Origin of the sequence: Streptomyces racemochromogenes, from assembly GCF_044129415.1 — a bacterium.
GTDB lineage: Bacteria > Actinomycetota > Actinomycetes > Streptomycetales > Streptomycetaceae > Streptomyces > Streptomyces racemochromogenes_A.
This window is the reverse complement of the sequence record NZ_JBBDHD010000016.1, coordinates 35,401-60,759: the sequence shown is the minus strand read 5'-3', so window position 1 is coordinate 60,759 and position 25,359 is coordinate 35,401. Positions and strand designations below refer to the sequence as shown.

23 protein-coding genes are annotated in these 25,359 nt (G+C 72.1%); 12 read left to right on the top strand and 11 right to left on the bottom strand.

Features of this window, described 5'->3' with window-relative positions:
• Nucleotide 1: 1 nt before the first annotated feature.
• A complete protein-coding gene (locus tag WDV06_RS09145) occupies nucleotides 2–7,240 on the bottom strand; it encodes an amino acid adenylation domain-containing protein (RefSeq protein ID WP_395509141.1) in 7,239 nt (2,412 codons plus the stop codon).
• 176 nt (nucleotides 7,241–7,416) lie between these two features.
• On the opposite strand from WDV06_RS09145, the gene WDV06_RS09140 reads away from it, so the two are divergent.
• Nucleotides 7,417–8,229 carry an alpha/beta fold hydrolase gene (locus WDV06_RS09140; RefSeq protein ID WP_395509140.1) on the top strand — a complete coding sequence of 271 codons (813 nt, stop codon included), beginning with the start codon at nucleotides 7,417–7,419 and terminating at the stop codon, nucleotides 8,227–8,229.
• Between the two features lie 104 nt (nucleotides 8,230–8,333).
• Here the strand turns inward: WDV06_RS09140 and WDV06_RS09135 are convergent, their stop codons facing one another.
• The gene (locus tag WDV06_RS09135; protein ID WP_395509139.1) at nucleotides 8,334–9,539 is read right to left on the bottom strand and encodes an MFS transporter; all 1,206 of its coding nucleotides are present in this window, start codon (nucleotides 9,537–9,539) and stop codon (nucleotides 8,334–8,336) included.
• A gap of 143 nt (nucleotides 9,540–9,682) precedes the next feature.
• Here WDV06_RS09135 and WDV06_RS09130 point away from each other — a divergent pair, with 143 nt between their 5' ends.
• On the top strand, nucleotides 9,683–10,594 hold the full coding sequence (locus WDV06_RS09130) for a LysR family transcriptional regulator (protein ID WP_387267251.1): 912 nt from the start codon (nucleotides 9,683–9,685) through the stop codon (nucleotides 10,592–10,594).
• A 294-nt stretch (nucleotides 10,595–10,888) separates the two neighbouring features.
• Here the strand turns inward: WDV06_RS09130 and WDV06_RS09125 are convergent, their stop codons facing one another.
• Nucleotides 10,889–11,881 carry a hypothetical protein gene (locus tag WDV06_RS09125; protein WP_395509138.1) on the bottom strand — a complete coding sequence of 331 codons (993 nt, stop codon included), beginning with the start codon at nucleotides 11,879–11,881 and terminating at the stop codon, nucleotides 10,889–10,891.
• A gap of 489 nt (nucleotides 11,882–12,370) precedes the next feature.
• Between WDV06_RS09125 and WDV06_RS09120 the strand changes: the two genes are divergently transcribed.
• Complete coding sequence (locus WDV06_RS09120) at nucleotides 12,371–12,556, top strand: hypothetical protein (protein WP_395509137.1); 186 nt, start codon at nucleotides 12,371–12,373, stop codon at nucleotides 12,554–12,556.
• A gap of 9 nt (nucleotides 12,557–12,565) precedes the next feature.
• On the opposite strand, the gene WDV06_RS09115 is transcribed toward WDV06_RS09120, so the two are convergent.
• Nucleotides 12,566–13,234, bottom strand: a complete 669-nt coding sequence (locus WDV06_RS09115) for a TetR/AcrR family transcriptional regulator (RefSeq protein ID WP_395509136.1) — start codon at nucleotides 13,232–13,234, stop codon at nucleotides 12,566–12,568.
• Nucleotides 13,235–13,291: 57 nt separating this feature from the next.
• On the opposite strand from WDV06_RS09115, the gene WDV06_RS09110 reads away from it, so the two are divergent.
• From WDV06_RS09110 to WDV06_RS09095, 4 genes are all read left to right on the top strand, one after another.
• Nucleotides 13,292–14,740, top strand: coding sequence for an MFS transporter (locus tag WDV06_RS09110; protein WP_395509135.1), 1,449 nt, complete (start codon nucleotides 13,292–13,294; stop codon nucleotides 14,738–14,740).
• Nucleotides 14,737–15,141 carry a cupin domain-containing protein gene (locus tag WDV06_RS09105; protein WP_395509134.1) on the top strand — a complete coding sequence of 135 codons (405 nt, stop codon included), beginning with the start codon at nucleotides 14,737–14,739 and terminating at the stop codon, nucleotides 15,139–15,141. The genes WDV06_RS09110 and WDV06_RS09105 overlap by 4 nt, the downstream gene beginning before the upstream one ends.
• A 220-nt stretch (nucleotides 15,142–15,361) precedes the next feature.
• Nucleotides 15,362–16,531 (top strand): hypothetical protein, encoded by a 1,170-nt coding sequence (locus WDV06_RS09100; protein ID WP_395509133.1) that lies wholly within the window; start codon nucleotides 15,362–15,364, stop codon nucleotides 16,529–16,531.
• A 147-nt stretch (nucleotides 16,532–16,678) separates the two neighbouring features.
• Nucleotides 16,679–17,371 carry a DUF6882 domain-containing protein gene (locus WDV06_RS09095; protein ID WP_395509132.1) on the top strand — a complete coding sequence of 231 codons (693 nt, stop codon included), beginning with the start codon at nucleotides 16,679–16,681 and terminating at the stop codon, nucleotides 17,369–17,371.
• 440 nt (nucleotides 17,372–17,811) lie between these two features.
• On the opposite strand, the gene WDV06_RS09090 is transcribed toward WDV06_RS09095, so the two are convergent.
• From WDV06_RS09090 to WDV06_RS09065, 6 genes are all read right to left on the bottom strand, one after another.
• Nucleotides 17,812–18,219 carry a TipAS antibiotic-recognition domain-containing protein gene (locus WDV06_RS09090; protein ID WP_395509131.1) on the bottom strand — a complete coding sequence of 136 codons (408 nt, stop codon included), beginning with the start codon at nucleotides 18,217–18,219 and terminating at the stop codon, nucleotides 17,812–17,814.
• A 252-nt stretch (nucleotides 18,220–18,471) separates the two neighbouring features.
• Nucleotides 18,472–19,074 carry an alkaline shock response membrane anchor protein AmaP gene (gene amaP / locus WDV06_RS09085; RefSeq protein WP_395509130.1) on the bottom strand — a complete coding sequence of 201 codons (603 nt, stop codon included), beginning with the start codon at nucleotides 19,072–19,074 and terminating at the stop codon, nucleotides 18,472–18,474.
• Between the two features lie 65 nt (nucleotides 19,075–19,139).
• Entirely contained in the window at nucleotides 19,140–19,841 is a 702-nt protein-coding gene (locus tag WDV06_RS09080) for a DUF6286 domain-containing protein (RefSeq protein WP_395509129.1), read from the bottom strand.
• A 33-nt stretch (nucleotides 19,842–19,874) separates the two neighbouring features.
• A complete protein-coding gene (locus WDV06_RS09075; RefSeq protein WP_395509128.1) occupies nucleotides 19,875–20,174 on the bottom strand; it encodes an Asp23/Gls24 family envelope stress response protein in 300 nt (99 codons plus the stop codon).
• Between the two features lie 101 nt (nucleotides 20,175–20,275).
• The gene (locus WDV06_RS09070; RefSeq protein ID WP_395509127.1) at nucleotides 20,276–20,455 is read right to left on the bottom strand and encodes a hypothetical protein; all 180 of its coding nucleotides are present in this window, start codon (nucleotides 20,453–20,455) and stop codon (nucleotides 20,276–20,278) included.
• Nucleotides 20,456–20,515: 60 nt separating this feature from the next.
• Complete coding sequence (locus tag WDV06_RS09065; RefSeq protein ID WP_395509126.1) at nucleotides 20,516–20,995, bottom strand: Asp23/Gls24 family envelope stress response protein; 480 nt, start codon at nucleotides 20,993–20,995, stop codon at nucleotides 20,516–20,518.
• 191 nt (nucleotides 20,996–21,186) lie between these two features.
• Here WDV06_RS09065 and WDV06_RS09060 point away from each other — a divergent pair, with 191 nt between their 5' ends.
• The 5 genes from WDV06_RS09060 to WDV06_RS09040 all read left to right on the top strand — a co-directional run bounded on the left by WDV06_RS09060 (nucleotide 21,187) and on the right by WDV06_RS09040 (nucleotide 24,488).
• Entirely contained in the window at nucleotides 21,187–21,831 is a 645-nt protein-coding gene (locus WDV06_RS09060; RefSeq protein WP_395509125.1) for an RNA polymerase sigma factor, read from the top strand.
• Nucleotides 21,822–22,484 carry a hypothetical protein gene (locus WDV06_RS09055; RefSeq protein WP_395509124.1) on the top strand — a complete coding sequence of 221 codons (663 nt, stop codon included), beginning with the start codon at nucleotides 21,822–21,824 and terminating at the stop codon, nucleotides 22,482–22,484. Before WDV06_RS09060 ends, WDV06_RS09055 begins: the two co-directional genes overlap by 10 nt.
• 40 nt (nucleotides 22,485–22,524) lie before the next feature.
• A complete protein-coding gene (locus tag WDV06_RS09050) occupies nucleotides 22,525–22,854 on the top strand; it encodes an Asp23/Gls24 family envelope stress response protein (RefSeq protein ID WP_395509123.1) in 330 nt (109 codons plus the stop codon).
• Between the two features lie 208 nt (nucleotides 22,855–23,062).
• Complete coding sequence (locus WDV06_RS09045) at nucleotides 23,063–23,668, top strand: hypothetical protein (protein WP_395509122.1); 606 nt, start codon at nucleotides 23,063–23,065, stop codon at nucleotides 23,666–23,668.
• Nucleotides 23,669–23,924: 256 nt separating this feature from the next.
• On the top strand, nucleotides 23,925–24,488 hold the full coding sequence (locus WDV06_RS09040; protein ID WP_395509121.1) for a dihydrofolate reductase family protein: 564 nt from the start codon (nucleotides 23,925–23,927) through the stop codon (nucleotides 24,486–24,488).
• A gap of 160 nt (nucleotides 24,489–24,648) precedes the next feature.
• Here WDV06_RS09040 and WDV06_RS09035 read toward each other — a convergent pair whose 3' ends face one another.
• On the bottom strand, nucleotides 24,649–25,188 hold the full coding sequence (locus tag WDV06_RS09035) for an SMI1/KNR4 family protein (protein WP_395509120.1): 540 nt from the start codon (nucleotides 25,186–25,188) through the stop codon (nucleotides 24,649–24,651).
• Nucleotides 25,189–25,359 lie beyond the last annotated feature (171 nt).

Below are 25,359 nucleotides of genomic sequence, written 5' to 3'. Positions count from 1 at the left end.
CTCACTGTCCGATCAGTTCGGTGACGACCCGGACCATGTGGGCCACGTGCGGCTCCTCCATGATCGTGAGGTGGTCGCCGGGTACGTCCACGACGTCGAGCCTCCCGCTGGTGCGCTCCCGCCAGCCGTTGCTGGGGTCGGCGTGCATGCTCTCGATCGCCGTGTGCATGGAGTTGAGTACGTCCGGCAGCGGCTCGGACGCGTGGATGAGGACCATGTCCTGGTCGACGACCTCGGGCCGGTAGGCGAACGCCGCCTTCCAGTTGGCCTCGTACACGTGGAACAGGCGCCGCACGACGGCCCCGCCGCTTCCCGCGGGCAGGACGCCCTCGTCGATGGCCAGCCGGGCGATGAAGTCGAACTTCTCGTCCAGCGTGGTCAGCTCGGCCGGAATCAGCTCCAGTGGCGAGTCACCGCCGCGGCGCAACCACAGCAGCTCCCAGAAGAACCAGCCCAGCAGGGCCTCGTCGCCCGTGGTCAGCCGCCGGCCCGGGTTGAGGGCGGTGGTGTCCAGCAGGACGAGCCGGGCGATCTCCTCCCCGGCGGCCCGCAGCTGCCGGGCCATCTCGAAGGCCACGAACCCGCCGAAGGACCAGCCGCCGATGACGTAGGGACCGCTCGGCTGCACCCGGCGCATGGCGTCGATGTAGCTCGCCGCGATCTCCTCCACGCTGCGCAGCGGCTCGGTGCCCGGATCGCCGCCCGCGGCCTGGAGGGCGTAGAACGGCCGGTCCTCCTCCAGGTACTTGGCGAAGCGGAGGTAGCAGAGCACGTTGCCGCCCATGGGGTGGACGAAGAACACCGGGCGCTTGGACCCGGCCGGGCGGATCGGCACCAGCGGATCGAAGGCCGTCGTCGCCCCGCCCGCGCGGAGCCGCCCCGCCAGCTCGGCCACGGTGGGCGCCGAGACGAACTCGGACAGCGGGACGCTGATCCCGTAGCGCTGCTCGATCTGGACCACCAGGCGCATCGCGGTGAGCGAGGTCGCCCCGAGGTCGAAGATGTTGTCGTGCACCCCCAGCCCGGTCAGCTGGAGCAAGTCGCCCACGAGCTCCACCAGGGTCTGCTCGTACGCGTCGCGCGGCGCGGCCGCGGTGTCCCCACCGCCCGCGGCGGACAGCGGGGCCGCCCGCAGGGCGGCGTCGTCCCGCTTGCCGCTCGGGGTCAGCGGCAGGGCCGCCACCCACTCGAAGTGCGAGGGCATCATGTACTCGGGCAGCACCGTCCGCAGCTGCTTGCGCAGCAGCGCGAGATCCGCCCCGTCCGGGTCGCCGGTCAGGAAGGCCGCGAGGAAGGAGTCGTTGCCCTCCCGGCGGCGGGCCACGACGGCGGCCTCCGAGATCCCCGGGTGGCCCGCGGCGAAGCGGGTGATGGCCAGCTCCACCTCGGCCGGCTCCACCCGGTAGCCGCGCACCTTGACCTGCGCGTCCGCCCGGCCCAGGCACACCACGTTCCCGTCCGGCAGGACGAAGCCGAGGTCGCCGGTGCGGTACAGGAGCTCCCCCGCCGCCGCGTTCGTGGGGCAGGGGTGCGGGACGAACCGCTCGTCGGTGAGGTCCTGGCGGCCGATGTACCCCTCCGCCAGGCAGGCGCCCGCCAGGTACAGCTCGCCGCGCACCCCGGCCGGGACCGGACGCATCCCGCGGTCCAGGACGTGCACCCGCGAACCCGTGATGGCCCGCCCGATCGGCGGCAGCGCCGGGAAGGCGGCCGGATCGCCCGTCATCGTGTACGTGGTCACCACGTGCGACTCGGTCGGCCCGTACTGGTTCTCCAGCAGCACCCCCGGCAGAGCCGCGCACAGCCGCCGGATCTCGTCGGTGACGCGCAGCTGTTCGCCGGAGGAGAGCAGGGCCCGCAGGGAGCGCGGGACCAGGCCGAGCGCGTCGGAGGCTTCGGCGAGCTGCTGGAGCGCGACGTACGGCAGGTACAGGCGCTCGACCCCCGCCCGGTCGAGCAGCCGCAGCAGGGCCGGCATGTCGCGGCGCTCCTCCTCGGAGAGCAGCAGCAGGGTCCCGCCGCCCGCGAGCGTGGAGAAGATCTCCTGGAACGACACGTCGAAGCTCAGCGGCGCGTACTGCGCGGTGACCCCGCCGGCCACGCCGCTGGGGACGGAGTTCTGCCAGGCGACCAGCTGGGCCAGCGAACGGTGCGGCATCGCCACGCCCTTGGGCGCTCCGGTGGAACCGGACGTGAACAGGACGTAGGCGATCGAGTCGGGTGTGATGTCCTCGGTCACCTCCGCCGGGATGCGCGGCAGGTGGGGCCGCCCTTCCTCTTCGCCGAACAGGTCCTCGGCGGCCAGGACCAGCCCCGGGACTTCCACGACCGAACGGTGCGCGGCGCCGGTGACGACCCGGAACGGCCGGGCCTGCTTGATCATCGAGGTCAGCCGGTCCACCGGATAGCTCACGTCCAGCGGCACGGTCGCGGCGCCGGCCTTCATCACCCCGAGGATCACGGCGACGGTCTCCGGGGAGCGGTCCATGGCGATGCCGATCCGGTCACCGGTCCGGGAGCCCAGCGCGAGCAGTTCGCGGGCCACCCGGTCGGCGGCCCGGTCCAGCTCGGCATAGCTCCAGCGGCGGTCGCCGAAGACCAGTGCCGTGGCCCCGGGGGTGCGTGCGGCCTGCGCGGCCACGGCCCGTACGACGTCCGGCGGCGCGGCGGCGGTTCCCGTCCGCCCTTCCGCGGCGGGTTCCGCCGCGGGGGCCAGGAAGCCGAAGTCCGGTGTCTCGTCGGGGTGGTGGACGAGGCGGTCCAGGATCGCGGTGAACCGCTCGGCGTACAGGTCGGCCTGGGCCGGGGTGAACGTCAGCCCGTGGTGGTCCAGCCGCAGCCGCACGGAGCCGTCCACCGGGTCCGTCATGGCGTTGACGAGCAGCTGGAAGTTGGTCTCCTCCCAGGTGCGGAAGTCCAGCAGCCGGACCCCGGGCAGTTCGAACACCGTGGCCAGCTGGCGGAAGTGGATGTAGTTGAAGGCGGTCTCCAGGACGGTGGCGCCCCGGTCCTCCTGGATCGCGCTCAGCGGGTACCGGCGGTGGGCGTGGCTCTGCTGCTCCTGCCGGAACGCGGCGCGGACCACGTCCGCCCAGCTGTCGGCGGCGATGCCCAGCCGTACGGGCATCGTGTTGAGGAAGAGGCCGGCGATCCGGTCTCCGCCCTCCAGTTCGGGCCGCCCGTGGGTGACCAGGCCGGTGGTGATGTCGTCGGAGCCGGAGAACAGCCCCAGGGTCAGGCAGTGCGCCGCGAAGAGCACCGACTTCACGGGCAGGGCACGCTCCCGGGCGAACAGGTTCACCTGCGAGGTGAGGCCGGCCGGCAGGTCCACGATCCGGGTGATCTGCGTGTCCGGGCCGGGCGCCTCGTGGCCGCGGAACGGCTCCAGCCGCAGCAGCGGCGCGTCGCGCAGCCGCTCCCGCCAGAAGGCCCGGGTCCGTTCCGACTCCAGGGCCTCGCGCTCGGCCCGCACATGGTGCGCGGCGGACGGCAGGATCGTTTCCGCTACGGGCTCGACGGGGTGGCCCAGGCCGTGCAGGTAGTCCTGGAGCAGCTCGGCGACCAGGGTGGCGACGCTGCCGCCGTCGAGGATGGCGTGGTGGAAGCTCAGCACCATTTCGAGGGTGTCCGGGCGGACGTGGGCGCGCAGGTGGTACAGCGGCGCCCGCTCGAAGACGTAGCGGTGGTGGCGCCGTTCCTCGATGTGCGCGCCGATCTCGGCCAGTGCCTCGGCCTCCTCCCGGCCGCGCAGGTCGACGACGTCGAACCCGCCGGTCACGCGGTGGTCGACGATCTGCAGCGGTTCGGAGAACGAGCCCAGGTCGAAGGAGGAGCGCAGCACGGGGTGGCGCTCGACCAGCCGCTCGAACGCCCGCCGGAAGCCCTCCTCGTCCCACGCGGCCGTCACGCTGTACTGGAAGACGTCGCGGTAGACGGCCGAGTCCTGCTCGGCCCGGCTGTGGTAGAGCAGCCCGAGCTGGAGGCGGGTCAGCGGGTACGCGTCGGCCCGGCCCTCCAGGCGGGCCCGGTCCACGCCGGAGACCAGCGCGAACGGGGGGAGCACGGCCTCGGGAGCGGGGGCGGCGTCCCTGGTGGCGAGGGCCGCCAGCTGGGCGACGGTCGGCTGCTGCACCAGGTCCGTGAGGGAGAACACGATGCCGGCCCGCTCCGCCCGGGAGCGGATGCGCAGCATGGTGATGGAATCCCCGCCGAGCGCGAAGTAGTCGTCGTGGACGCCGACCCGGTCGGCCCCGAGCACCTCGGCCCAGATCGCGGCGAGGGTCTCCTCGGTGGCGTCGCGCGGGGCCGTGTACCCCCGGCCGGAGGTCACCGAGGGGGCGGGCAGGGCGCGGCGGTCGGCCTTGCCGTTCGGGGTGAGGGGGATGGCGTCGATCCGGATGAAGTGCGCCGGGACCATGAACTCGGGCAGTACGGCGGCCAGGTCCTGGCGCAGCTGGGATGCGCCGAGCTCGGTGTCGGCGACGTAGTAGCCGACCAGGACGAGGCCGCGGTCGCCCGACCGGTGGTCGACCACCACGGCGTCGCGCACGCCGGGCACGGAGGCGAGCCGGTTCTGGACCTCGCCCAGCTCCACCCGGTTGCCGCGGATCTTGACCTGGCCGTCGATGCGGCCGAGGTACTCCAGCGTGCCGTCGGCCAGCCATCGGGCCAGGTCGCCGGTGCGGTAGAGCCGTCCGCCGGGGACGAAGGGGTCCTCGGTGAACTTCTCCGCCGTCAGCTCGGGCCGCTCCAGATAGCCGCGGGCCACGCCGACGCCGCCGATGCACAGCTCCCCGGGGACCCCGGCGGGCTGGAGGCCGCCGTGCGCGTCGAGCACGTACAGCCGGGTGTTGTCGATGGGCCGGCCGATGGGGACGCGGCGGACCGGGCCCTCGCCGGCGGGGCAGTCGTAGAAGGAGACGTCGACGGTGGCCTCGGTCGGGCCGTACAGGTTGACCAGGCGGGGCGCGTCCGCGCCGCGGCCGGCGAAGACCCGGTTGAACTGCTCCACGCGCGCCGCGGGCAGGGCCTCGCCGCTGCAGAACACCCGGCGCAGGGAGCCGGCTTCGGCGCGCAGCTCCGGGTCGTCCTCCAGCAGGTCCAGGAACGGGCCGAGCATCGAGGGGACGAAGTGCAGGGTGGTGACGCGCTGTTCGGCGATGGTGCGCAGGATGCCCCGCGGGTCGCGCTGGCCGCCCACGGGCAGCAGGGCCAGGCCGGCGCCCTCGATCGCCCACCAGAACAGCTCCCAGACGGAGACGTCGAAGGAGATCGGGGTCTTCTGGAGCAGGACGTCGTGCTCGCCGACCGGGTAGGCGTTCTGCATCCAGGCCAGCCGGTTGACCACCGAGTGGTGCTCGACCATGACGCCCTTGGGGCGGCCGGTGGAGCCCGAGGTGTAGATCACGTAGGCGAGATCGCGCGGGCCCGCCTGCTCCGCCACCGGCCCGTCCGGCCCGGTCAGCAGTTCCGCGGTGGCGAGGACCGGCACCGGCAGGTCCCCGGCCCGGCCGGCGTCGTCGGCGAGGACGGCCTTGGCCCGGCTGTCCTGGAGCAGGAAGGCGATCCGCTCGGCCGGGTAGCCGGGGTCGACGGGGACGTAGGCGCCGCCGGACTTGAGCACGCCGAGCAGGGCGACGATCAGCAGCGGGGAGCGGTCCATGAGGACGGCCACCCGGGCCCCGGCGCCCACGCCCCGCCGGCGCAGGGCGTGCGCCACCTGGTTGGAGCGGGCGTCGAGCTCCGCGTACGTCAGCGACGGGGTGCCGTCGGCGGCGGTGACGGCGGTACGGCCGGGCGTCCGGGCGGCCTGCTCGGCGATCAGGGAGTGGACGGTCCGGTCGTGGGCGTAGGGGGTGTCGGGCCCCTGCCACAACCGGGTCAGCTCCTTGTGCTCGGCCTCGTCGAGGACCGGCAGGGTCACCGCGGGCCGGTCCGGTTCGGCCAGCCCGGCGGCGAGCAGCCGCAGCAGGTGTCCCGCGACGGCGGTGACGGGGTGGTCCTCGTCGAACACGTCCACGGCGTAGTCGAGGTCGACCCGCAGCTCCGCGTCGTCCTCGAAGGCGTGGACCATCACCGCCAGGGCGTCCTGGTGGTGCACGGGTGCCAGGACGACGGAGTCCAGCGCCGTGCCCGGCAGCGGGGCGGGGCGGGGGTGGCGCAGGTAGGACAGGGTGATGTCGAACAGGCGGCGGGAGCCGGCACCGGCGGCCGGGAGGTCGCGCAGCACGTCCCCGAGGGACAGCCGCTCGTGGCCGCGCAGCGCGTCCGTACCGCGCCGGACGGCCGCCGCCAGCCCGGGCAGGGTGGTCTCTGGGCCGACCGGCACGCGCAGCGGCAGGTTGTTGGCGAGCTGGCCGACCGTGTCGCGCTCGGCGTCCGTGTGGCGGTTGCGGAACGGGACGCCGAGGACGAGTTCCTCCGTGCGGTGCACGCGGCTGAAGTAGGCGGCGAAGGTGGCCGCCAGGTACGCGAACGGGGAACCGCCGGCGTCCCGGATGCGCCGGACCAGACCGGCGTCGACGGCGAAGGTGTGCCGGGCCCGGCGCTGCCCGCCGACGGGTGCCACGGTGGCGCGGGTGAACAGGGCGGGCTGGACGCCCGCCAGCGTCTCGCGGAAGAAGGCCCGGTCCTCCTCGAAGGCGGCGGACCCCCGGTAGGCGGCCTCGGCCTCCACGAGGGAGGCGACCGGGCGGCCCGCCGTGGAAGCCGCCACGGGAGCCGCCACGGGAGCCGCGCGGCCGGTCAGGGCGGAGTAGCGCTCCCACAGGCCGAGGCTGACCCGGTTGAGCGCCCAGGCGTCGGCGATCAGGTGGTGGGCGTTGAGGTGCACATGGACGACCGAGGCGCTCTCGCGCAGGATCGCGGCCGTGAACAGTCGCGAACGCCGCAGGGTGAAGGGCCGGGTGAGGGAGTCCTCCCGCCAGGCGGCGCAGGCCGCCGCGGGATCGGCCTCGCCGGACAGGTCGACGTACGTGACCCAGGGGTCGGCCGCCTCCTCACCGTCGGCCGCGGCGACCCACTGGCAGGGGGTCCCCTCGTGTTCGTCGAAGCGCAGCGAGAACGCGTCATGGGAGCGCAGGGCCCCTTCGAGGGCCTCCTGCAAGCGGTCCGCGTCGGCCTCGCCGGCCAACCGCTCGTGCAGGACCACGTTGAACTGGGGGTCACCCGGCGCGGTGGACTCGGCGACCCAGATGTCCTGCTGATAGGCGGACAGGGGGAGCTGGCGTATAGCGGGCATCGGCCTTCCTTCGCTAATTCGGACGGCCGGATGTTTTCGCCGTCCGATGCCCAGGAGCCTACGTTTCCCGCAATCCGGTCCACCACTACTCGTATGAGTAGACGCGGACTACCCGTTCAAGTAGCCCGGCCGGGGAATATGTGATCCGCGCAATATTGGTTCAAGGATTTCCGTAGATGGTCGCTAACATCTCCCTCATGACCTCCACACCTCCTTCCCGGAAATCCGTCCTCGTGCGGGGAAGCGGCCCTGGACTGCTGCTCGCGCATGGTGCGGGCAGCGACATCGAGGACAGTTTCGGCCCCGTCATAGAAAATCTCGCGGCCCGCCGGACCGTCGTCGGGCCCGATTATCCGGGCTCCGGCGATAACCCGCTCCCGGACGTTCCCCTGACGCTGGACATGCTGGCCGACCACATTGTGGAAAGCGCTGTGCAATCCGGCGTGCATTCCTTTGCAATATCCGGATTCTCGATGGGGACGACGGTGGCCGTACGGGCCGCCGTACGCCATCCCGAACGGGTTACCGCGCTGGTTCTCTCGGCCGGGTTCGCCCGGCGCAACGCACGTCTGAAGCTGGCGGTCGACACCTGGCGGGCGCTGGGCGCGCCGGGCGGCGACGGCCGGGTCCTGGCCTCCTACCTCTCGCTGCTCGTCGGCGGCACCCGCTGGCTCGACGCCCGCTCCGAAGGAGAGATCGGGGAGCAGCTGGAGCTGTTCGCCGCCGGCATGCCGCCGGGTACCGACGCACAGCTCGCGCTCTTCGACGAGCTCGACGTCCGGGCCGATCTGGCCCGGATCGATGTGCCCGTCCTGGTCGTCTCCCCGTCGGGCGACCTCCTCGTCACTCCCCTTCACTCCCGCGAACTCGCGGAGGGGATCCCGGGGGCCCGGCTCGCGACCCTCGACTGCGGTCACGCCATCGCGGCGGAGCTCCCGGCCGAGTGGGCCGCGCTGATCGACGGGTTCCTGTCCTCCGTCGGGGGCTGACCGGCCGGCCCCGGGCGGGGCCGGCCGGTGGTGTGAGCCCGGCGTCCGGCCGCGCCGGCCCCGGTAGGAGCGGCGCGGCCCGGGGGAAGACGCCGGGCCCGGTCTCAAAGCCGGCCGGAGTCGGGGGACTTGCCGAGCGCGGTCACCAGGAGGGCGGCCGCCGCCAGGCCGCCGCCCAGCCACATCACGGCGGTGACGTCGATCCCGTCGGCGGTCAGCCCGCCCAGCAGGGCGCCCAGGGCGATGGCCCCGTTGAAGACGCCGACGAACAGGGCGGACACGCCTTCCCGCGCCTGCGGCGCCGAGGCCAGCAGCCAGGTCTGGGTGCTGACCGACACTCCGCCGTACGACAGCCCCCACACCGCGAGCAGCACCCCGGCGCTCAGCACGGAGCCGCCGAGCAGCGGCATCAGCGCGACCGTCGCCGCCAGCACGGCGCTGATCGCCAGCAGGGTGCCGCGCGGCGAACGCCCGGCGCCCGCACCGGAGGCGAAGTTGCCCGCGACGCCGGCGAGTCCGTACACCAGCAGCAGGGTGCCGATCATCCCGGCACTCGCCCCGGAGACCTCCTCCAGGACGGGCCGCACGTACGTGTAGGCGGCGAAGTGGCCGGTGACCAGCAGGGCCACCACGGCCAGTCCCGTGCGCACCCGGGGGCTGCCGAACAGCCGCAGCACACCGCCGAGACGCACGTCCTGTTCGGCGGGGAGCCTCGGCAGCAGGGCTGCCAGCGCGACCAGCACCACCAGCGCCAGCACGCCCACGGTGACGAAAGCCGTCCGCCAGTCGGCCAGTTCACCGATGTAGGTGCCCGCGGGCACCCCGAGCACCGAGGCCACGGCGATCCCGCTGAAGACGAGCGAGGTCGCCGGCCCGACCGACTTCGGCGGCACGAGCCGCACCGCCAGCCCCGCCGCGATCGCCCAGACCCCGCCCATGCCGACGCCGACGAGCACGCGGGCGGCCACCATCACCGCGAAGTGCGGCGACCAGGCGGCGAGCAGGTTCCCCGCGGTCAGCACCGCCATCAGCGCGCACAGCACGGTCCGCCGGTCGAACCGTCCCAGCAGCGGTGTCAGCAGTGGTGCCGACACCGCGCCCACCAGACCGGTGATGGTCAGGGTCAGGCCGGCGGTGCCCTCGGTCACCTGCAGCGCGTCGCCGATGGGCGTCAGCAGGCCCACCGGCAGCATCTCCGACGTCACCACGGTGAACGTCGCGCTCGCGACCGCCGCGACGCCCATCCAGCCGCGTGCCGCGGACCCTTCGGGTCCCCCTGTGGTCTCCGCAATTTCCTCAGTCTGTGCCATGCCCTCAGCCAACCCGCCGCGACCTGCGGGAACAACGGCCGATCCCTCATCCTTCGATGAGCTGGGCTACTCGATGAACCACGGCCGGGCCGGGACCTGCCGTACACAAGCCGTGTAGAAAGGGACATCATGGAGGGAACAGCATGAGCGGTGTGGAGATACGGGAACTGGAGGCCTTCCTGGTCCTGGCCCAGGAGCTGCACTTCGGCCGGGCAGGGGAACGGCTGTACGTCTCGCAGAGCCGGGTGAGCCAGCTGCTCAGGTCGCTGGAACACCGCATCGGCGCCCCGCTCGTCGAACGCACCAGCCGCCGGGTGGCACTGACCCCGCTCGGCGAGAGCTTCCTCGCCGGCCTGCGCCCCGCGTACGAGGCCCTGCGCGCCACCGTCGACGACGCGCGGGCGGCCGCCCGCGGGATGGGCGGGGTCCTGCGCATCGGCTTCCAGGGAACGGTCGACGACTACCTGAGCCGGGCCATCGCCCGCTTCGGCGACCTCTACCCCGAATGCGCCATCGACATCGTGGAGATCCCGCTCTCCGACCCCTTCGGGCCGCTGCGCCGCCAGGAGGTGGACTGCGCGGTGGTCCTGCTGCCGGTGGCCGAGGACGACCTGGTCCTCGGGCCGGTCTTCTCGCGGCAGCCGCAGACCCTCGCCGTGTCGGTGCGGCACCCGCTCGCCGCCCGGGAGTCGCTGTCCGCCGAGGAACTCGCCGACTGCCGGCTCATCGGCATCGGCGGGGGCGCCCCGGACTACTGGCGCAGCGCCCAGGCGCCGGCCCTGACCCCGGGCGGCCTGACCGTGCCGGCCGGGCCGGGCGTCAACACCCTCCAGGAAGGGCTGAGCCTGACCGCGGCCAACCGCGGCGCCATGCTGCTGTGCCGCTCGACGGCCGAGTACCACGGCCGCCGCGACTCCCTCACCTTCATCCCCGTCGAGGGCCTGCCCGACTCCGAACTGGGCCTGATCCGCCACCGCCTGAGGCCCTCGGCCCAGGCCTCCGCCTTCGCCGAGGCCCTCGCCGAAGCCACCGGCCCCTCACAGCCGGCCGCGTAACGTCCGGCGCGGGCCGCCCGCCGGCCGGTCAGTGACCGGGCTCTGGGGTGATGGTGTGGCCGTCGCGCAGTTCCACCACGCGGTCGGCGAGTCGGCGTGCTCCGCGAGGCCGACCAGGGCGAGCAGGGTCCGGGCGCGTTGCTCGCGCTCCTTGGCGGGGACGCGGTGCACCCGCTTGGGAACGCCGCCGTTCTCGTCTTCGTGTGTGCCGGTGGGTCCGGTCCTGAACGCGCGGCCTTGCCCTGCGCCCGCCATCTCGCAGGCGATCGTGCTGGCAACGGGCCTGCAGGGCCGTCAGCCCCGCACGACGGTGCACAGCACCGGTGTATGGATGCCGAGGTGAGCGGCAGAGTCGGCCACCGTCGCAGCGAGCCAGCCGACAGCGTCACAGGACCACTCCGCCAACTCGCCGGAGAGCGTCACCCCGTGCGAGGGGGGACCGTTCCAGAAGCGGTCGTCGAACGGCGGCGCCGGGAAGACTCCTGGGGGAACGACCTCATCGATGTGGCCGGCGAACACATGCTGGTCCGCGGGAACGATGCGGCGGGCGAACCGGGACGCCATCGAGGGGATCGCCGGGTCGACGCCGCCGTCGATGCGGACTTTCACCGGCACCCGTGCCCCGGGGTCGCACTCCCCGAACCAGTCCGGTGTCCTCATGGAGGGCACCAGCGCGTACGGCGGCCGAGCCGAGGCGTCGATACCCTGCACCGGCAGAAGAACCTGGACCGCGGTGAGGTGCACGGCGCCGATCCGTTCTGTCGTGTCCTGCGCGCAGCGCAGGAACGGTTGCACGGGAAGGGGCCGGTCGTCGGCCAACGCGCTCACTTCGACGTGGAACCACGAGATCGGGTTCTGCTCCGGAGCGGCAAGGGGGTGGCTCCAGCCTGCGTCGTTCATGGCCCACAACCCCGGCGCGACGTGCGTGCGCTGACCGGAGGCGTTCCCTTCCCCGGAGCCCGACCTGTCGTCGAGCCAGCCCATCGCCAGTGATCGCTGATGGAACAGCTGGTACGCGTCGTGCTCCGACGCGGGATCGTGCCACGCGTGCGCGAGGAGCTCTCCGTAGAGTGCGGCGAACAGGGTTCCCGCGGTGCCACGAGCGGCGGGCGCCACGCCCGGCTGCCCGACCGCGTCCCGCTCCGACATGTCGCTCTCCCTCTGGACGGACTGACGACCACCTTCGGAGGGGCCCGACAGAGCCCTCTGGGAGACTCGGCAGTTCACTTCAGCCTGGTGCATGGGCTTCTCTGCGGTGTCGATCTCGTCGATCACATCGATGTCCACGTGATTGCGCCACGACGGGCGTGGGGTGTCGCGTTGTCCCTCCCGCTGACCGGCGTGCATCCAAGCGCCGCAGCGTGCCGAGTCGTACCTGGTTCGCCGGCCGCACCCATGTCGATCACTCGACCGGAACCGTCCAGGTAGACAGCGGACGCGTCGTAATGCAGCTGCCCGGAGGTGCCCTCGGCCTGATGATGACCGGCCGCGGCAGAAGAGTCTCGGTCCATTGGCACGGCTCGACCCGGGAAAGGAGGAAATCTACCTCTATGGGATGAACCAGGGTGCCGCCCGACAGTCGACTCGGAGATGCCTCCACGTCCCGCCCGCCACCGCGGCTGCGGCGAAAACCGTCGTCGCCACCCTCCTCCTCCACACCGGCCGCCCATCCGCCCCCGGAACCGCAGCTGCCCGCGGCCGCTGCCAGGACACAAAACCACGGCCGGCTGCGGGGCCGCCCTCGCTGCCAACCTCCCCCGCGCGATCCTCGCCGACGTGACCGGGATGCACCGCCACACCGCCCTCCGCTGGGTCGCCTACGCCAGACGCGACCGGGCCGAGTACCTCGCCGCCCGCGCCGAGGAGGCCACCAGCAGCAGACCGCAGCAATCACGAGAACGGCTTGGTGAGGGTCCGGGCGGAGACGTCGGCACCGGATCGGCGCTTGAGGATATGAACTGAACGAGCAGGTCAGCGGGGAGCCAGGAGGCCGTCCACCAGAGCTCGGAGCCCGTCCAGGTAGGTGTCCTCAGCGGTCAGTGGTGACCACTGGTCCGCGACCTGTGCCAAGCGGGGTAGCTCGCTCGGGTCGAGCTCGGCGAAGACTCGGTCCCGGTAGGTGGGACGGTCATCGTCTGTGCGCCGCCGGGCCGCTGCCACGCGGACCACGATCTCTCCGGCGGTGTAGTACCAGATCGCGCGGTAGCCGTGCACTGCCCGCTCGGGAGACAGGCCGGATGCGACCAGGCCGTCAACGATCTGCTCGACAAACCAGAGAGCGGATGTGGCCATCAGGTCGTCGGCGGTCAGCACCTCCACGATCCACGGGCAGGCGGCGAGCGCCTCGTGGATCGCGGCAGCGGCGACGACGATCCGCTCGCGAGGCAGAACGGGGAGTTCGGGTCGGTGCAACGTCCGCGTGGCGTAGTCGTCCAGCAACAGGACAAGCAGTTCTTCCTTGTTGCGGACGTGGTGGTACAGCGCCATGGGCGTACTGCCGATCTCCATGGCCAGCCGCCGCATGGTCAGCCGGTCCACGCCTTCCGCGTCCACGATCCGACGGGCTGCGGTGACGACCTCCTCGCGGGAGATGCGGGGAGGTCGGCCGAGGGTTTTACGCGGTGCGGACGGTTGCGGCATGCCCTCATCATCCCCCAGGTGTCGACAACGTCGCTCCCCTGACGCTAGTTTCTTTACATGTATAAAAACTCACGAGGGCGCCCCGGAGTGGTACTGGCAGCCGTGGCCGTCGCCCAGTTCACCGTCGCCCTGGACTTATCCGTGGTCAACGTCGCCCTGCCCGCGATCCGCACCGCGCTGGGGTTCGCACCGCTCGACCTGTCGTGGGTCGTCCATGTCTACGCGCTCACGCTCGGCGGATTTTTGCTGCTGGGAGGCCGCGCATGTGACCTCTACGGCCGACGACGGCTGTTCGTGCTCGGCTTGGTCTTTTTCGGTCTGTGCTCGCTGGCGGGCGGGCTCGCCCAGGCGCCCTGGCAACTGATCGCCGCGCGCGCCGGCCAGGGCCTGGGTGCCGCCGCGGCTACGCCGGCCACGCTGGCGATGCTCACCACCACCTTCCCCGAGGGCCCGCAGCGCGTGCGCGCACTCGGGGTGTGGAGCGGGGTGAACGCCGCAGGCGGAGCACTCGGCGTGCTGGCGGGTGGGCTGCTGACCGAGTACGCGGGCTGGCGCTGGGTGATGCTGATCAATCCGCCCATCGTCGCGGTGGCTCTCGCGCTGATCCGCGCAGGCGTGCCCGGCGAAGCACGCACCGTCCGGCGCGAGAGGCCGGACGTGCTCGGTGCCGTCCTGGCCACCGGTGGAGTCGGGCTGCTGGTGACCGGTGTCGTGCGCACCGACGTCCAAGGATGGGAATCCCCGGCCACATGGACGATGCTCGTCGCCGCCACCACGCTCCTGGCCGCCTTCGTCGTCACCGAGTCCAGGGCTCCCGCACCGCTGTTGCGCCTGAGCCTGCTGCGCAGCCGCGGGGTCGCCGGCGCCAACGTGATGGTCTTCTTCTCCACTGCCGGCCAGTTCGCGGCGTTCTACTTCGTGTCCCTGTACATGCAACAGGTTCTGGGCATGGGTGCCGCAGCAACCGGTGCAGCATTCCTGCCCTTCTCCGCAAGCTTGGTCGCGGGCAGCATCGTCGCGACCCGCGTCACTGCGGCACGCACCCCCCGTGCGTCCCTGGTGCCCGGCGCCCTGCTGGCCGCCGCGGGCCTGGCCTGGTTCGCCTTCATCAGCCCTGACGGCGACTTCCTCACCGACGTGCTCGGCCCCTGCATCATCACCGGCATCGGCGTCGGACTGGTCATCGCCCCCATCGTCGCCGCCGCGACCACCGGCGTCGCCCCTCATGAGTCCGGCATGGCCTCCGGTCTCATGAACAGCTCCCGCCAACTCGGCGGCTGCATCGGCCTGGCCGTCCTGGCCACCATCGCCGCACACCGCACCGGCACGGCAACCGACCCCGCCGCGATCAACGACGGCTACGCCCTGGGCCTTGCCATCGCCGCCGTCCTCTTCGTGCTCGCGGCCATCGTGGCGATCGGCGTGCTGCCCCGCCTCCAGACCGAAACACCTGCCCCGCAACCTGCCACCACCGCAGAGAACCGACTGGAAGGAACGCCTTCATGACGACAACACCCCTCTCCCCCATCGACCTGTTCGCCTCGGCGCTGCACATCCACCCCGACGGCAACGTCCGAGCCGCCGAACGACAGATGACGAGCAGCGACTCCGGCGCCTGGCAGCTCGCGACGTTCCATGTGGAGACCGGCGCCGACGTTCACGCCGACCACTGGGAGATGCACCCGCAGGCCGAGGAGGCCGTGTGCTGCCTGACCGGCGGTGTCCGCCTCTACTTCCGTCCCGACACGCCCGATGACGCCGAGGACATGGTGCAGTTGCAGCCCGGCAGCGCCGTGATCGTCCCCCGTGGCCGCTGGCACCGCCTGGAACTGGACGCCCCCAGCGACCTGATGTCGATCACCCTTCGCCATGGCACCCGCCTCGAAGAACGCACCGACACTCGCTGACAGCGGGGTGGCCCGGCCGGGCTCGCCGCCGGGCCGCCCTGCGGGCAACTGTCCTGGGGAAGGCAACGTCCTCGTGCGAACCGATGCCACGTCTGTGGAGCAATGCCTCGCAGTGTGCTTGCCCCCCCTACGTGAGCTGGGCTTTTCGTTCCCTGAGTGAGAGAGCAGGTGTGACCGAACCACCGCCCCGGATGTCGGTGCCGGCTGCTTACATGAGCCCATGGACACCGTGCACACGACCGCCGCCCTCCTGCCGGACCCCGCCGAGCTGCGCGCGCACCTGCGCGCGCTGGCCGTGCTGGACCAGGCGATCTGCCGCGACCCGCGGTTCTCCCGCTACTCCTTCTCCACCACCTGGGGGCCCGGGACGGAGGCGGCCCTGATGGACAACGGCTCGGGCGACGACTTCTCCGTCCTCTTCACCCCGGCCGGTGTGCTCGTCCGCGGCTTCGACCACGAGTCGGAGATGAGCCCGTACGCCACGGACGACGAACAGGTCTGGCCCGGCGTCATAGACGAGGTGCCCGACGCGCTGCGCCCGCTCCTGGACGACCCGGCCTTCGTCGACGAGGGCCTCGGCGCCCCGCGGGTCACCGCCTGCCTGTGGTGGGAGACCGGCGGCAGCGCCTGGCGCGCCGGCTCGCGCATCGAGTTCCCCTCGGGCAGCCCGGACCCTGACGGCTCCGGGCACCTCTTCCGCCTCCTCACCGACCGCTCCCCCGAGGCCGTCCGGGCGCACTTCGAGGAGGACTACGGGCAGCCCGTCCCCCTCGACACCGTCCGCCACGTCCTCGCGGGCCACCCCTTGACCCCCGAAGCCGCCCACGGCCTCAACCCGGCCGCCCTCTCCGACGAGGCCCTGCTCCGCCGGATCGCCGCCGACCCCGAGGTCGAGGCGTACCTCGCCTGCGACGGCGAGTTCGACCTCACGCGGACCGACCCCATCGAGTCGATCGCCCTGCCGGCCGGTCTCCCGGTGGAACCCGTGGCCGGCTGCAACGCGGGAGGCACCCACTACCTCTGCGGCCCGGCCGGCTCCGACCGCGTCCGCCCCGTCCTCTACACCGACTCCGAGGGCCGGGCTTCCCTCATCGCGGAGTCCCTCGCCGAGGCCCTGACCCTGGCCATCGTCCTCCCCTCCTGGCACGACGCCCTGGCCGGGTTCCGTCCCCCCGCGCTCAACGCCGACTACCTTGAGGACAACCCGGACCACCCCGAGGTCCGCGACCGCCTCCTCGCCGCCCTCCGCCTTCCCCCGGCCACCGAGCGCGAGGTCCTGGGCCGCCTCCTCACCACGGCCGCCCACACCGTCCCGGACGGCTTCCTCCCTTCGGTCGAGGGCGAGGAGGACGCGGCCTTCGAACCGATGCTCCGTCTGCCGGCCGAGTAGGACAGCCCCGCCGCGCGCCGCCTTCCAGACGCGACGCAGGGCCGGCCTGATCGGGCCCGTCGCTGGTGGCTTTCGACCTGGGTCGGGACTGCTTCAGGGCAGGACCCTGCTCCGTGCCCGCGACCGACGTCCCCCTAAGCTGCCCAGATGATCACTGCCTTTTCCGACGCCTTCCTGGACGCCGCCGAGTACCACGCGGCGTGGGGCGCCCAGCAGCTCGAACTGATCGGCCAGGCCGTCCCGGGCGGCCCGTGGACCGCGGACCTCGACGAGTGCCGTTACGAGTCCGGCGGCCGGACCCTGCGGGTCGGGCTGCTGGGCAGCTACGACACGGCCGAGCAGACCTGGCTGTGGGGCTGGGCCAACCCCGGGCTGCGCGGCAGCGCGGTGATCGCGGCCGGTGAGCGGATCGCCGAGTTCGGCCGCCGACACGGCGTCGCCGAGCTGGCGCAGGAGGGCGTGGACCTGGCCGGCTTCGCCGATCCGCGCCATGCCGCGGAGGCGCTGGCCTTCCTCGGCGCGGCGGTGCTCGGTGCACCCGGCTACCTCGGCCAGGAGGCCGGCCCCGGGAGCCGGGTCTACTTCGTGCCGCAGGACCCGCAGCTCCGGCCGGCCGGATTCGACCCGGTCGCCATGCCGCGCCACCTGCTCACCGGTGCGCAGCTGTTCGCCCGCTCGCCGCGGCGGGTGGTCCAAGGCTGGTTCGCCCTGCACGGCGTCCCCGTACGGGAGGAAGCCGACCGGACTACCGCGCAGCTGCCCGGCGGCGGCACGGCGGTGGTCTCCTTCGACGAACTCGGCCGGATCTCGGGCGTCGACGTCGGACCGGTCTCAGCCTAGATCGCGGCATCGCCGATCACGCCCGGCAGCAACGTCGACGGGCCGCTGCGCGAAGCGGCCCGTCGACGCGGAAGGCGTCCTTGACGGGGCTGGCCGAGCCGAAAGCTCAACGGACGGGCGCCCCCGCTCGTACCCGGACGAGGCCGCCCACGCCATAGACCTGCCCGGTGCGGCCCTGACACGGGACCTGTCGGCCGTCACGTTCGTCGACTCCTGCGGCCTGGGCGTGCTCCTCGTCCTCCGTCACCGTGCAGGTCTCGCGGACGCGACACTGGAACTGGCCATCAGGGCAGTGGACCAGAACGGCCCTGAGTCGAAGGTGCTCCGTCTCGTTGAGGGTCTCCGGCCGGCGGAGGATCCATCCGGCGACATCGGCATCAGACCCCAGCGGGCCTCTCAGGCCCTGGCCGCGCACGCATGTCCCGGCCCGTGTCGCCTGACTACGCCGAAGCCTCGGCGCCTGCGCTGGGGGCGAACCCGCTCCCCTGCTCGGCGAACACCTTGATCGCGGCGCCCAGGAACTCCACCAGCCCGGGGTGGTAGGAATCGTGGAACGCCCTCATGGCATCGTCCTCGGCGTAGAAGAGCGACATGCCGACGTAAGCCTCCCTGGAGGGGGTGTAGAACCGGCAGGCGATGTCGAAGTGCCTGCGGACGAGCTCCTGGATCTGTGGGTCCCCGGGCAGGGCGCCGCCGTCCAGGAGGGCCGTGATCTCCCGGTACAGGACGTCCCAGTCCTGGTGGACCCTCTCCCTGTCCACATGTTCCCAGTCGTTGGTCTCGGCAAGGCTCTTCGCCTGCTCCTCGGCCAACGACCGGCGACATTCGTCCTCGTAGCTGTTCCCCACGGCACCGCTTCCCGTTGTTGCAGCCTCTGCGGTGGACCCGAGAGACCGCGGACATCGACATCGACGGACCGTCGGTGATCAACTGCCGGCCCAGGCCGGAGGATGACACACAGCCACCGGGACGGCCAACCAATTTCTGGACCCTCCGGCGCTCCGTCCCGGTGCGCCGGCGGCCGGCCAGATCTTGGCCGCTGCCCTTCCCCGGCCGTGGACGTGGACCGGGCTCCTCAGCGGGTCCGGGCGGTGGGAGCGCTATTCGGCGCGGTGGGCCTTGTGCGGGGTCACCCGTAGCTGTGTCTTCGCGGGAAGTCTCCGGCCGGTGGACCGGCGGGCGCGTTCCAGCGGTCCGTCGCTCAGCGCCCTCAGGACGGGGCCGGGCTCGCTGTCGGGGGTGAGGGTGAGGTCGAGGTGGGCTTCGGGTCGGCTCGTCGGGCCGACCATGCGCGCACGGGCCCGGTGGACGCCGGGCACGTGCCGGGCGTCGGCTGCGAGAGCGTCGCGGAGGGCGCGCTCGCGCAGTTCCACCCCGTCCACCGCAGTGGGGCCGCCTACGGGCGTGTGGCCGGGGCGGGTGCGGCGCAGCTGCGCCAGCAGCCACCACAGGGCGAGCAGGAGGACGACGGCCAGGACGGCGATGACGGCGGGCCACCACCATCCTTCGCCCGTCCAGCGGGTGCGGTCGGCGTCGTCGAGCAGCACTCCGCCGGGCGTGGTCAGGGGCCAGCCGTCGGGTGGTGTCAGGTGCCGGCGCCGGTACAGGTCGAAGCTGCCCGTCAGTATCAGGAGGCCGGTGCCGAGCAGGACGATGCCGACCAGGGTCAGCAGAACTCGGTTGACGGCGGATTTCGTCTTCATGGGACCCCACTCCTGTCACGCTCGCCGGCGTCCGTCCGCGGACGGGTGTTGCAGGTCGGTGCAGATCATTTCGGTCGGGCTCGGACCCGCACCTTGAGCCGGGGAGCGCGAACGAGGGCGCATCGGTCGAGTTCCTCCCGCAGCGCCACCACGAGATCGCTCTTGACCTCGGCAGCGGCGCGGAAACGCACGTCGGCGCGGGCCCGGACGCGGTGCTGGGAGACGCGGATCCTGGCGGCGCTGACGCCGGGGACGCGCATCGCGGCGTCCCGCAGCAGGAGTGCGGCGGCGTCGCGGTCCAGTACGGCACGCAGCCGGGCGTCGGGAGTCCTGAGGGGAAGTTGGTTGCGCAGGCCGGGGGTGAGTGCCAGGAGGATCAGCCACAGGCCGAGGACGGCCATGACGGCCGCGCCGATCCGGATCGCGACGTCATCCAGCGGGCGGGTGGCCAATTCGTCGGCCAGGCGCGTGCGCCAGGCTGCGGCCGGCCGGCCGGCCCGGACCCGGACGATGTCGAACAAGAGGGTCCCGGCCGCAGCTGCGACGAGCAGGGCGGTCAGGGCGGCGGGTACGCGGCGTACGGACCACGGCCGCCTGGTGGTGGCCGGCAGCGGGCCGGCGGAAGGGTGCTCGGCCCGTTGCCCCACCGTGCGGGAGGTGACCTCGTCGGCGGATGTGCGCTGCTCCCCTTCGGCCGCGGCGAACTGCCGGCGGTCGGTGGCCGAGGGGCGCTCCCGGTCGGCCGGGCGGTCTGGGTCTCGTTCCATGCCGGGCTCTCCTTCCGGGGGATGCGGACCGGTTCACTCCACGCGCCGCCGTACCGGGCCGTCGGCCGGAACCAGACGCTCGATGGCGAGAGTGACTTCCGTGATGCGCATCCCGGTCAGATGGGCGACCCTGTCGCTGACGTACTGCTGCACCTGACGGGACGCGGTGGCCAGGTCCATCGGGTAGGGCATCTCCAGAGTCAGTCCCAGCCGCGCCGTGCCGCCGCCGGACGTGACCGACGCGCGCGGAGCGGCCAGTTCCACGTGGACGGCTGAGGTGTCCGTCTGTGCGGCCAGTGCCTCCTGTGCGGCGCGGACCGCGATCCGGGCCACTACCCTGTCCGGGATCAGCGTGGCCCCGCGTTCGGCCGTGGGCAGCACCGGCCGGGAATCGCCTGAGACGTCCCGGGTCGCGGCAGGTGCAGGTTGTGGGGTCACAGCCGGTTCCGGGGCCGCGTGAAGTCGGACAGCTCCAGGTCGCCCTGCAGCACGCGGCCGATGATCAGGCCCACCAAGCCCAGGAACGCCACGAGCAGAAACGCCCAGAAGCCGCCGAAGAATGCGGCAAAGCCCAGGGCCATGCCGGCCGCCAGGCCCACGGTTGCTGCGCTCATTTCACTCACCTGAATTTCGCGTCGGTTGTTTCTTCACCCGGCGAGTCCGGGATGCGAGGGTCACTGAACGCGCCCGTCGGCCACCTCCTGGTCCTCGTCGTCGGGCAGGTGGACGTCGTCGACCGAGACGTTCACTTCCACGACCTCAAGGCCGGTCATGCGTTCCACGGCCGTGATGACGCTGGTGCGCACATCGGCGGCGATGTCCGCGATGGCGACGCCGTACTCCACGACCACGTCAAGGTCCACGGCGGCCTGCCGTTCGCCCACCTCGACCTTCACGCCGCGGGAGACGCTGGAACGGCCGCCGGCGACTTTGTCGCTCACCGCCCCGAGGGTGCGGGCCATACCCGAGCCGAGGCTGTGAAGGCCCGGTACCTCGCGGGCGGCCATTCCCGCGATCTTTTCGACCACGCTGTCGGCGATGGTCGTCCGGCCCCGCGTCTCGGGGGCCGTTCCTGCGCCGGTGCGGCCCGTGAGGGCGCTGCTCACAGCAGGTGACTCACTCCCGCCCCCGGCGGGGCTGATGGTGTCCGACATGGGAACCTCCCCAGAAGGTCCGTCCGGGCGCCGGTACGGCGCTCATTCCTTAAGACACCGCCCACCGTCATTCCTCACACGGCTCAAGCCGTGGGCACCGCCTACCATCGAGGAGTACGTACGCAAGCCGCGACCAGCGTCTTCACGCGACCAGCGCCTTCAGCAGGTCATCAGCAGGAAGCGAGCGGCGGATGCGCAACCGGAGCGATCCCCCACCCCCGCTCGGCACGGGCCCCCCGACGCGGCCGCCGAAGCCGGCGTCCGCCGACGTCACCGCAGAGCGGGCCCTTGCCGACACCCTGGACGACGGCGTGCTCGCGGTCCGGGCCTCGGAAGGCGACGACGACGCCTTCGCCATCCTTGTCCGCCGCCACAGCGGCCGACTGCTCGCCCTGGCCCGGCATCTCCTCGGCAATCGTACGGACGCCGAGGACGCGGTCCAGGACGCCTTCCTCAACGCCTGGAGGAGGCTGCCGGAATTCCGGCACAGTGCCGCCTTCGGTACCTGGATGTACCGGATCGTGACGAACCGCTGCCTCAACGTACTGCGCCACCCACCCCACCCACTGGCCCTGGACACCCTCCCCGAACCCGCCGACGTGAACGCGAACAGCTCACCGCCCCAAGTCGCCGAAGCGGACGCCGCGGCGGCCGCCCTGGCGAAAGCGCTCCTGGGATTGCGCCCGGAGCTCAGGGTGTGCTGGGTACTGAGGGAACTGCATGGCCTGCACTACGACGAGATCGCCCACATCGTGGGCTGCAGCGAACAAACGGTGCGCGGCAGACTGTTTCGCGCACGGCGCGCTCTGATGGAGGCGATGCGCCCATGGCGGTAGACGACCCGCACCCCACCTCCGGCGATGCGCCCGAAAACGTGGGTGCCCTCGGAGCCCAAGCGCCTCGGCGCGCCGAGGACGCCCAGGCGCTGGCAGGCGGCGAACTGCTGCCCTGCGGGCGCCCTCTCGACCGTGCCTGGAACGAGGCCCGCGACGCGGCCGACGCCGCCGATCCGCACAGCAGGCACTGCCCCTACTGCCGTGACGCCATCGAAGGACTGACAGCCCTGGACCGGGCGACCAGGGCCCTGCGCGCCGAGGAGCAGTCCGACAGCCACGGCCTCGCCACCCGGATCATCGGTGTGGTCCGCGCCGAGGCTCGGCTGGGCAGCCTGCTGCTCCTGGACGACCCCGACCACGACCTGCGCATCTCCGAGCGTGCCGCCGCGAAGGTCCTGCGCCGGGCTGCCGACACCGTGCCCGGCATCCGCGCCGCCGGCTGCCGCATGACCCCCGCGAAGGGCAGCCACGCCGTCACCATGACCCTGGCAGCCACACTCGACCGGCCGTTGCGGGGACGAGCGCAGGAAGTACGCGGAGCCGTCCTCCACGCGGCCGAGCACGTCCTCGGCCTCGCCGTGACCACCGTGGACGTGGAGATCAACGCCGTGCTGGAACCCTCCCGCGTACCGGCGGCGAAAGGGCGGAGCTGAACCTATGATGACCCCCTCCCACCGCGAGAACATCCACCGGGTGGCAGCGAGAGCCGCCCTCGACGCTCCGGGCGTCGCCGCGCTCCAGCCCACGCTCGCCGACCGGCTGGCCCTGGCGGCCTTCCCCGTGCACCGGGCCAAGGCCGCAGGCGCCGCCCCGTACCACGAGGCCGCCGGTATCCGCTGCGAACCCACTGCGGACGGCGGTTGGCACGTGGAGGTGCGCTGCATCCTGCACGCGGACCGCCGCGTCGTCGATGTCGCCCGGCAGCTCCGCGAAGACGTGCGGACCGCCGTCGCCGCCTACCTGGCCCGGCACGGCTCGGCCGCACCGGTCACCGTCACGGTCACCGTCACAAGCACCGTGTAGCCCGCCCCGGGCTCGCGGCGCCCAGGCCCCCGGGGACATCCAGAAGGACGACCGGCCGGTCATGCCGCCCTGGTGTGCGACGGGTTCTGGATGGGGAGGGTGCCGCGTACGGTCGGGTGGCGGGTTGCGGCTTGTCCGTCGGGATGGACGCCTCACCCCGTTCGAGATCGGTCTTGTCCTTCGAGGCCGCCGGAACAGGAGAGCCCTGATGCGCCTTTACGCCCAGACTCGAACACGTCGCTGCCTGCAGATCCTCGCCGATCTCATCGCTGTGGTCCTGGTGGCGGCCGCGGTGAGGTTCGCCTTGGCCGTCCACGACAGGATCATGCTGCTGGCCGAGCCTGGGCGCCGGGTGGAGGACGCGGGCGGCCGGCTGGCTTCCGGCCTCGGCAATGCAGGGGACGCGGCCTCGAACGTTCCACTGGTCGGGGGCATCCTCAAGAAGCCGCTCCAGTCCGCGGCCGAGGCCGGCGACGGTCTCTCCGATGCCGGGCAGTCCATGCAGGACGTCGTGGGACAGATCGCCAATCTCACCGCGCTCGCCCTGATCTTCTTCTCTGTGCTGTGCGTGCTGGCGATGTGGCTGCCCCCACGGGTGCGCTGGATCCGCCGCAGCGCTCACCTCCAAGGCCTCCTCGACGCTCCCGGCGGTGCTGACCTGCTCGCCCTCCGCGCTCTGACCGGGCCGGTGAAAGCCCTGGCCGCCGTCTCCCCACCGCCGGGGGGCCTCGCCGATGCCTGGCGCCGGCGGGACGAGCAGGTCATCGACGACCTGTCCCGCGTGGCGCTCGGACAGGCCGGCCTGCGCCCCTGATGACGAGGGCCACGGCCCGGGCCTCGCCGCGGGCGGGATGAGTCGTGCGCAGGCCTGGGCTGCCTTCCGTCGACCGGGACGTCAACCTCGATGGACTCCTTGACCTGCGACACCGTGTTCCTCCTGGCGTCGGATACCTCAAACGGCCGAGCCGGCCCCTGACGTGGGCCGGCCCCGATCGCGCACCGATGAGTTCGCCGCGCCGCGCCGGTCCGCACGTATGGGACCGGGATCGAACTCGTGGAAGGCTGGCGCCATGCGGAAACTGATCTACGGCATGAACCTGTCCCTGGACGGCTACATCGCCGCGCCCGGTGACGACATCCGCTGGAGCGTGCCGAGCGAGGAGCTGTTCCAGTTCTGGTCCGACCAGTTGCAGGCGACCGACCTGACACTGTACGGGAGCAAGCTGTGGCAGACGATGAGTTCTTACTGGCCCACGGGCGACCAGCAGCCCGACGCCACCCCGGCGGAAATCGAGTACGCGCGCCGCTGGCGGGACATGTCGAAGGTGGTGTTCTCCTCCACCATCGGCGAGGTCGACTGGAACACCCGCCTCGTCACCGGCGACGCGGTCGCCGAGATCAGCCGGCTCAAAGGCGAGGACGGCGGCCCGATGGACATCGGCGGTGCGACGCTCGCCGGGGCGGCCATGCGGGCCGGGCTGATCGACGAGTACATCCTGGCCACCGCGCCGGTCCTGGTGGGCGGCGGCACGCCGTTCTTCAGCGCGCTGGACAACTGGGTGAACCTCAGCCTGGTGGACACCCGCACGTTTCCCTGCGGCGTGATCCTGACCAGGTACGAGACCAGGCGCTGAGCGCCGTCACCGCCTGCCCCCGTCCTGCACTGGCGCGCCCTGCCCAGCGGAGGCAGCCCGGCCTTCACCGCCACGGTGGCGACCGCGCGGGCACTACCGGCCTCCCGGCGTGAACCCCGAAGCACCGCCGTCACGGTGTGAACGTGCAGGCCGTAGCGTCTCAGGACCAGACAAGTCGACCTTCGGTGAACCGACAGACCGGGGAGCTTCCATCGGCGATCCTCGTCAGCGTCTGCGCCACGGAGTCGAAATACTGGGCCATCGACTCGTACTCGCCCGTGACCGTGATCTCACCCACGAACCAGCTGCCGACGCGCCCGTCCCGCACATCGATGAACTTTCCCCTCCAGCCGTCCTGGTCCGACAGGAACGGGATCCACTCGTTCCGCCAGAACGGGTAGTCGGGCTGGTCCGGAGGGTCGAATCCGCAGGACGTGGAGCGGTTCGCGTAGAGCCTCTCCATGGCCCGGACACCCAGGAAGAAGCTTCCCTCGTCGGGGAACCCGTCGAAGCCGCAGCACATCACGTCGTCGTCGAAGTCTTCCTCCGGCAGGTCCAGACTGTTCTGCAACAGCCACGTCCGCAGGTCCGCATGCAGGCAGATCCCCATCCGCCCTTCGGCTGCCGCGAGCATCCGCTCCGTCGCGGGCCCCGGCAGATCCGCGTGGTCGGACGGCGCGTGCTCCCGAAGAAGACCCATCACACGCGACCAACTCTCAGCCACACTCATCGCGCTCTGCCCTCTCCACAGGGATGACCCCGTCCGGCTACGCCACTGCGGAGGTTGAGAAGTTACCGGCCGGAGAACCTTGCAGGGATGGTACTTCGACCGTGCGTTCCATCCCTCCCCATGTTCGTCTTCCGCACCGAA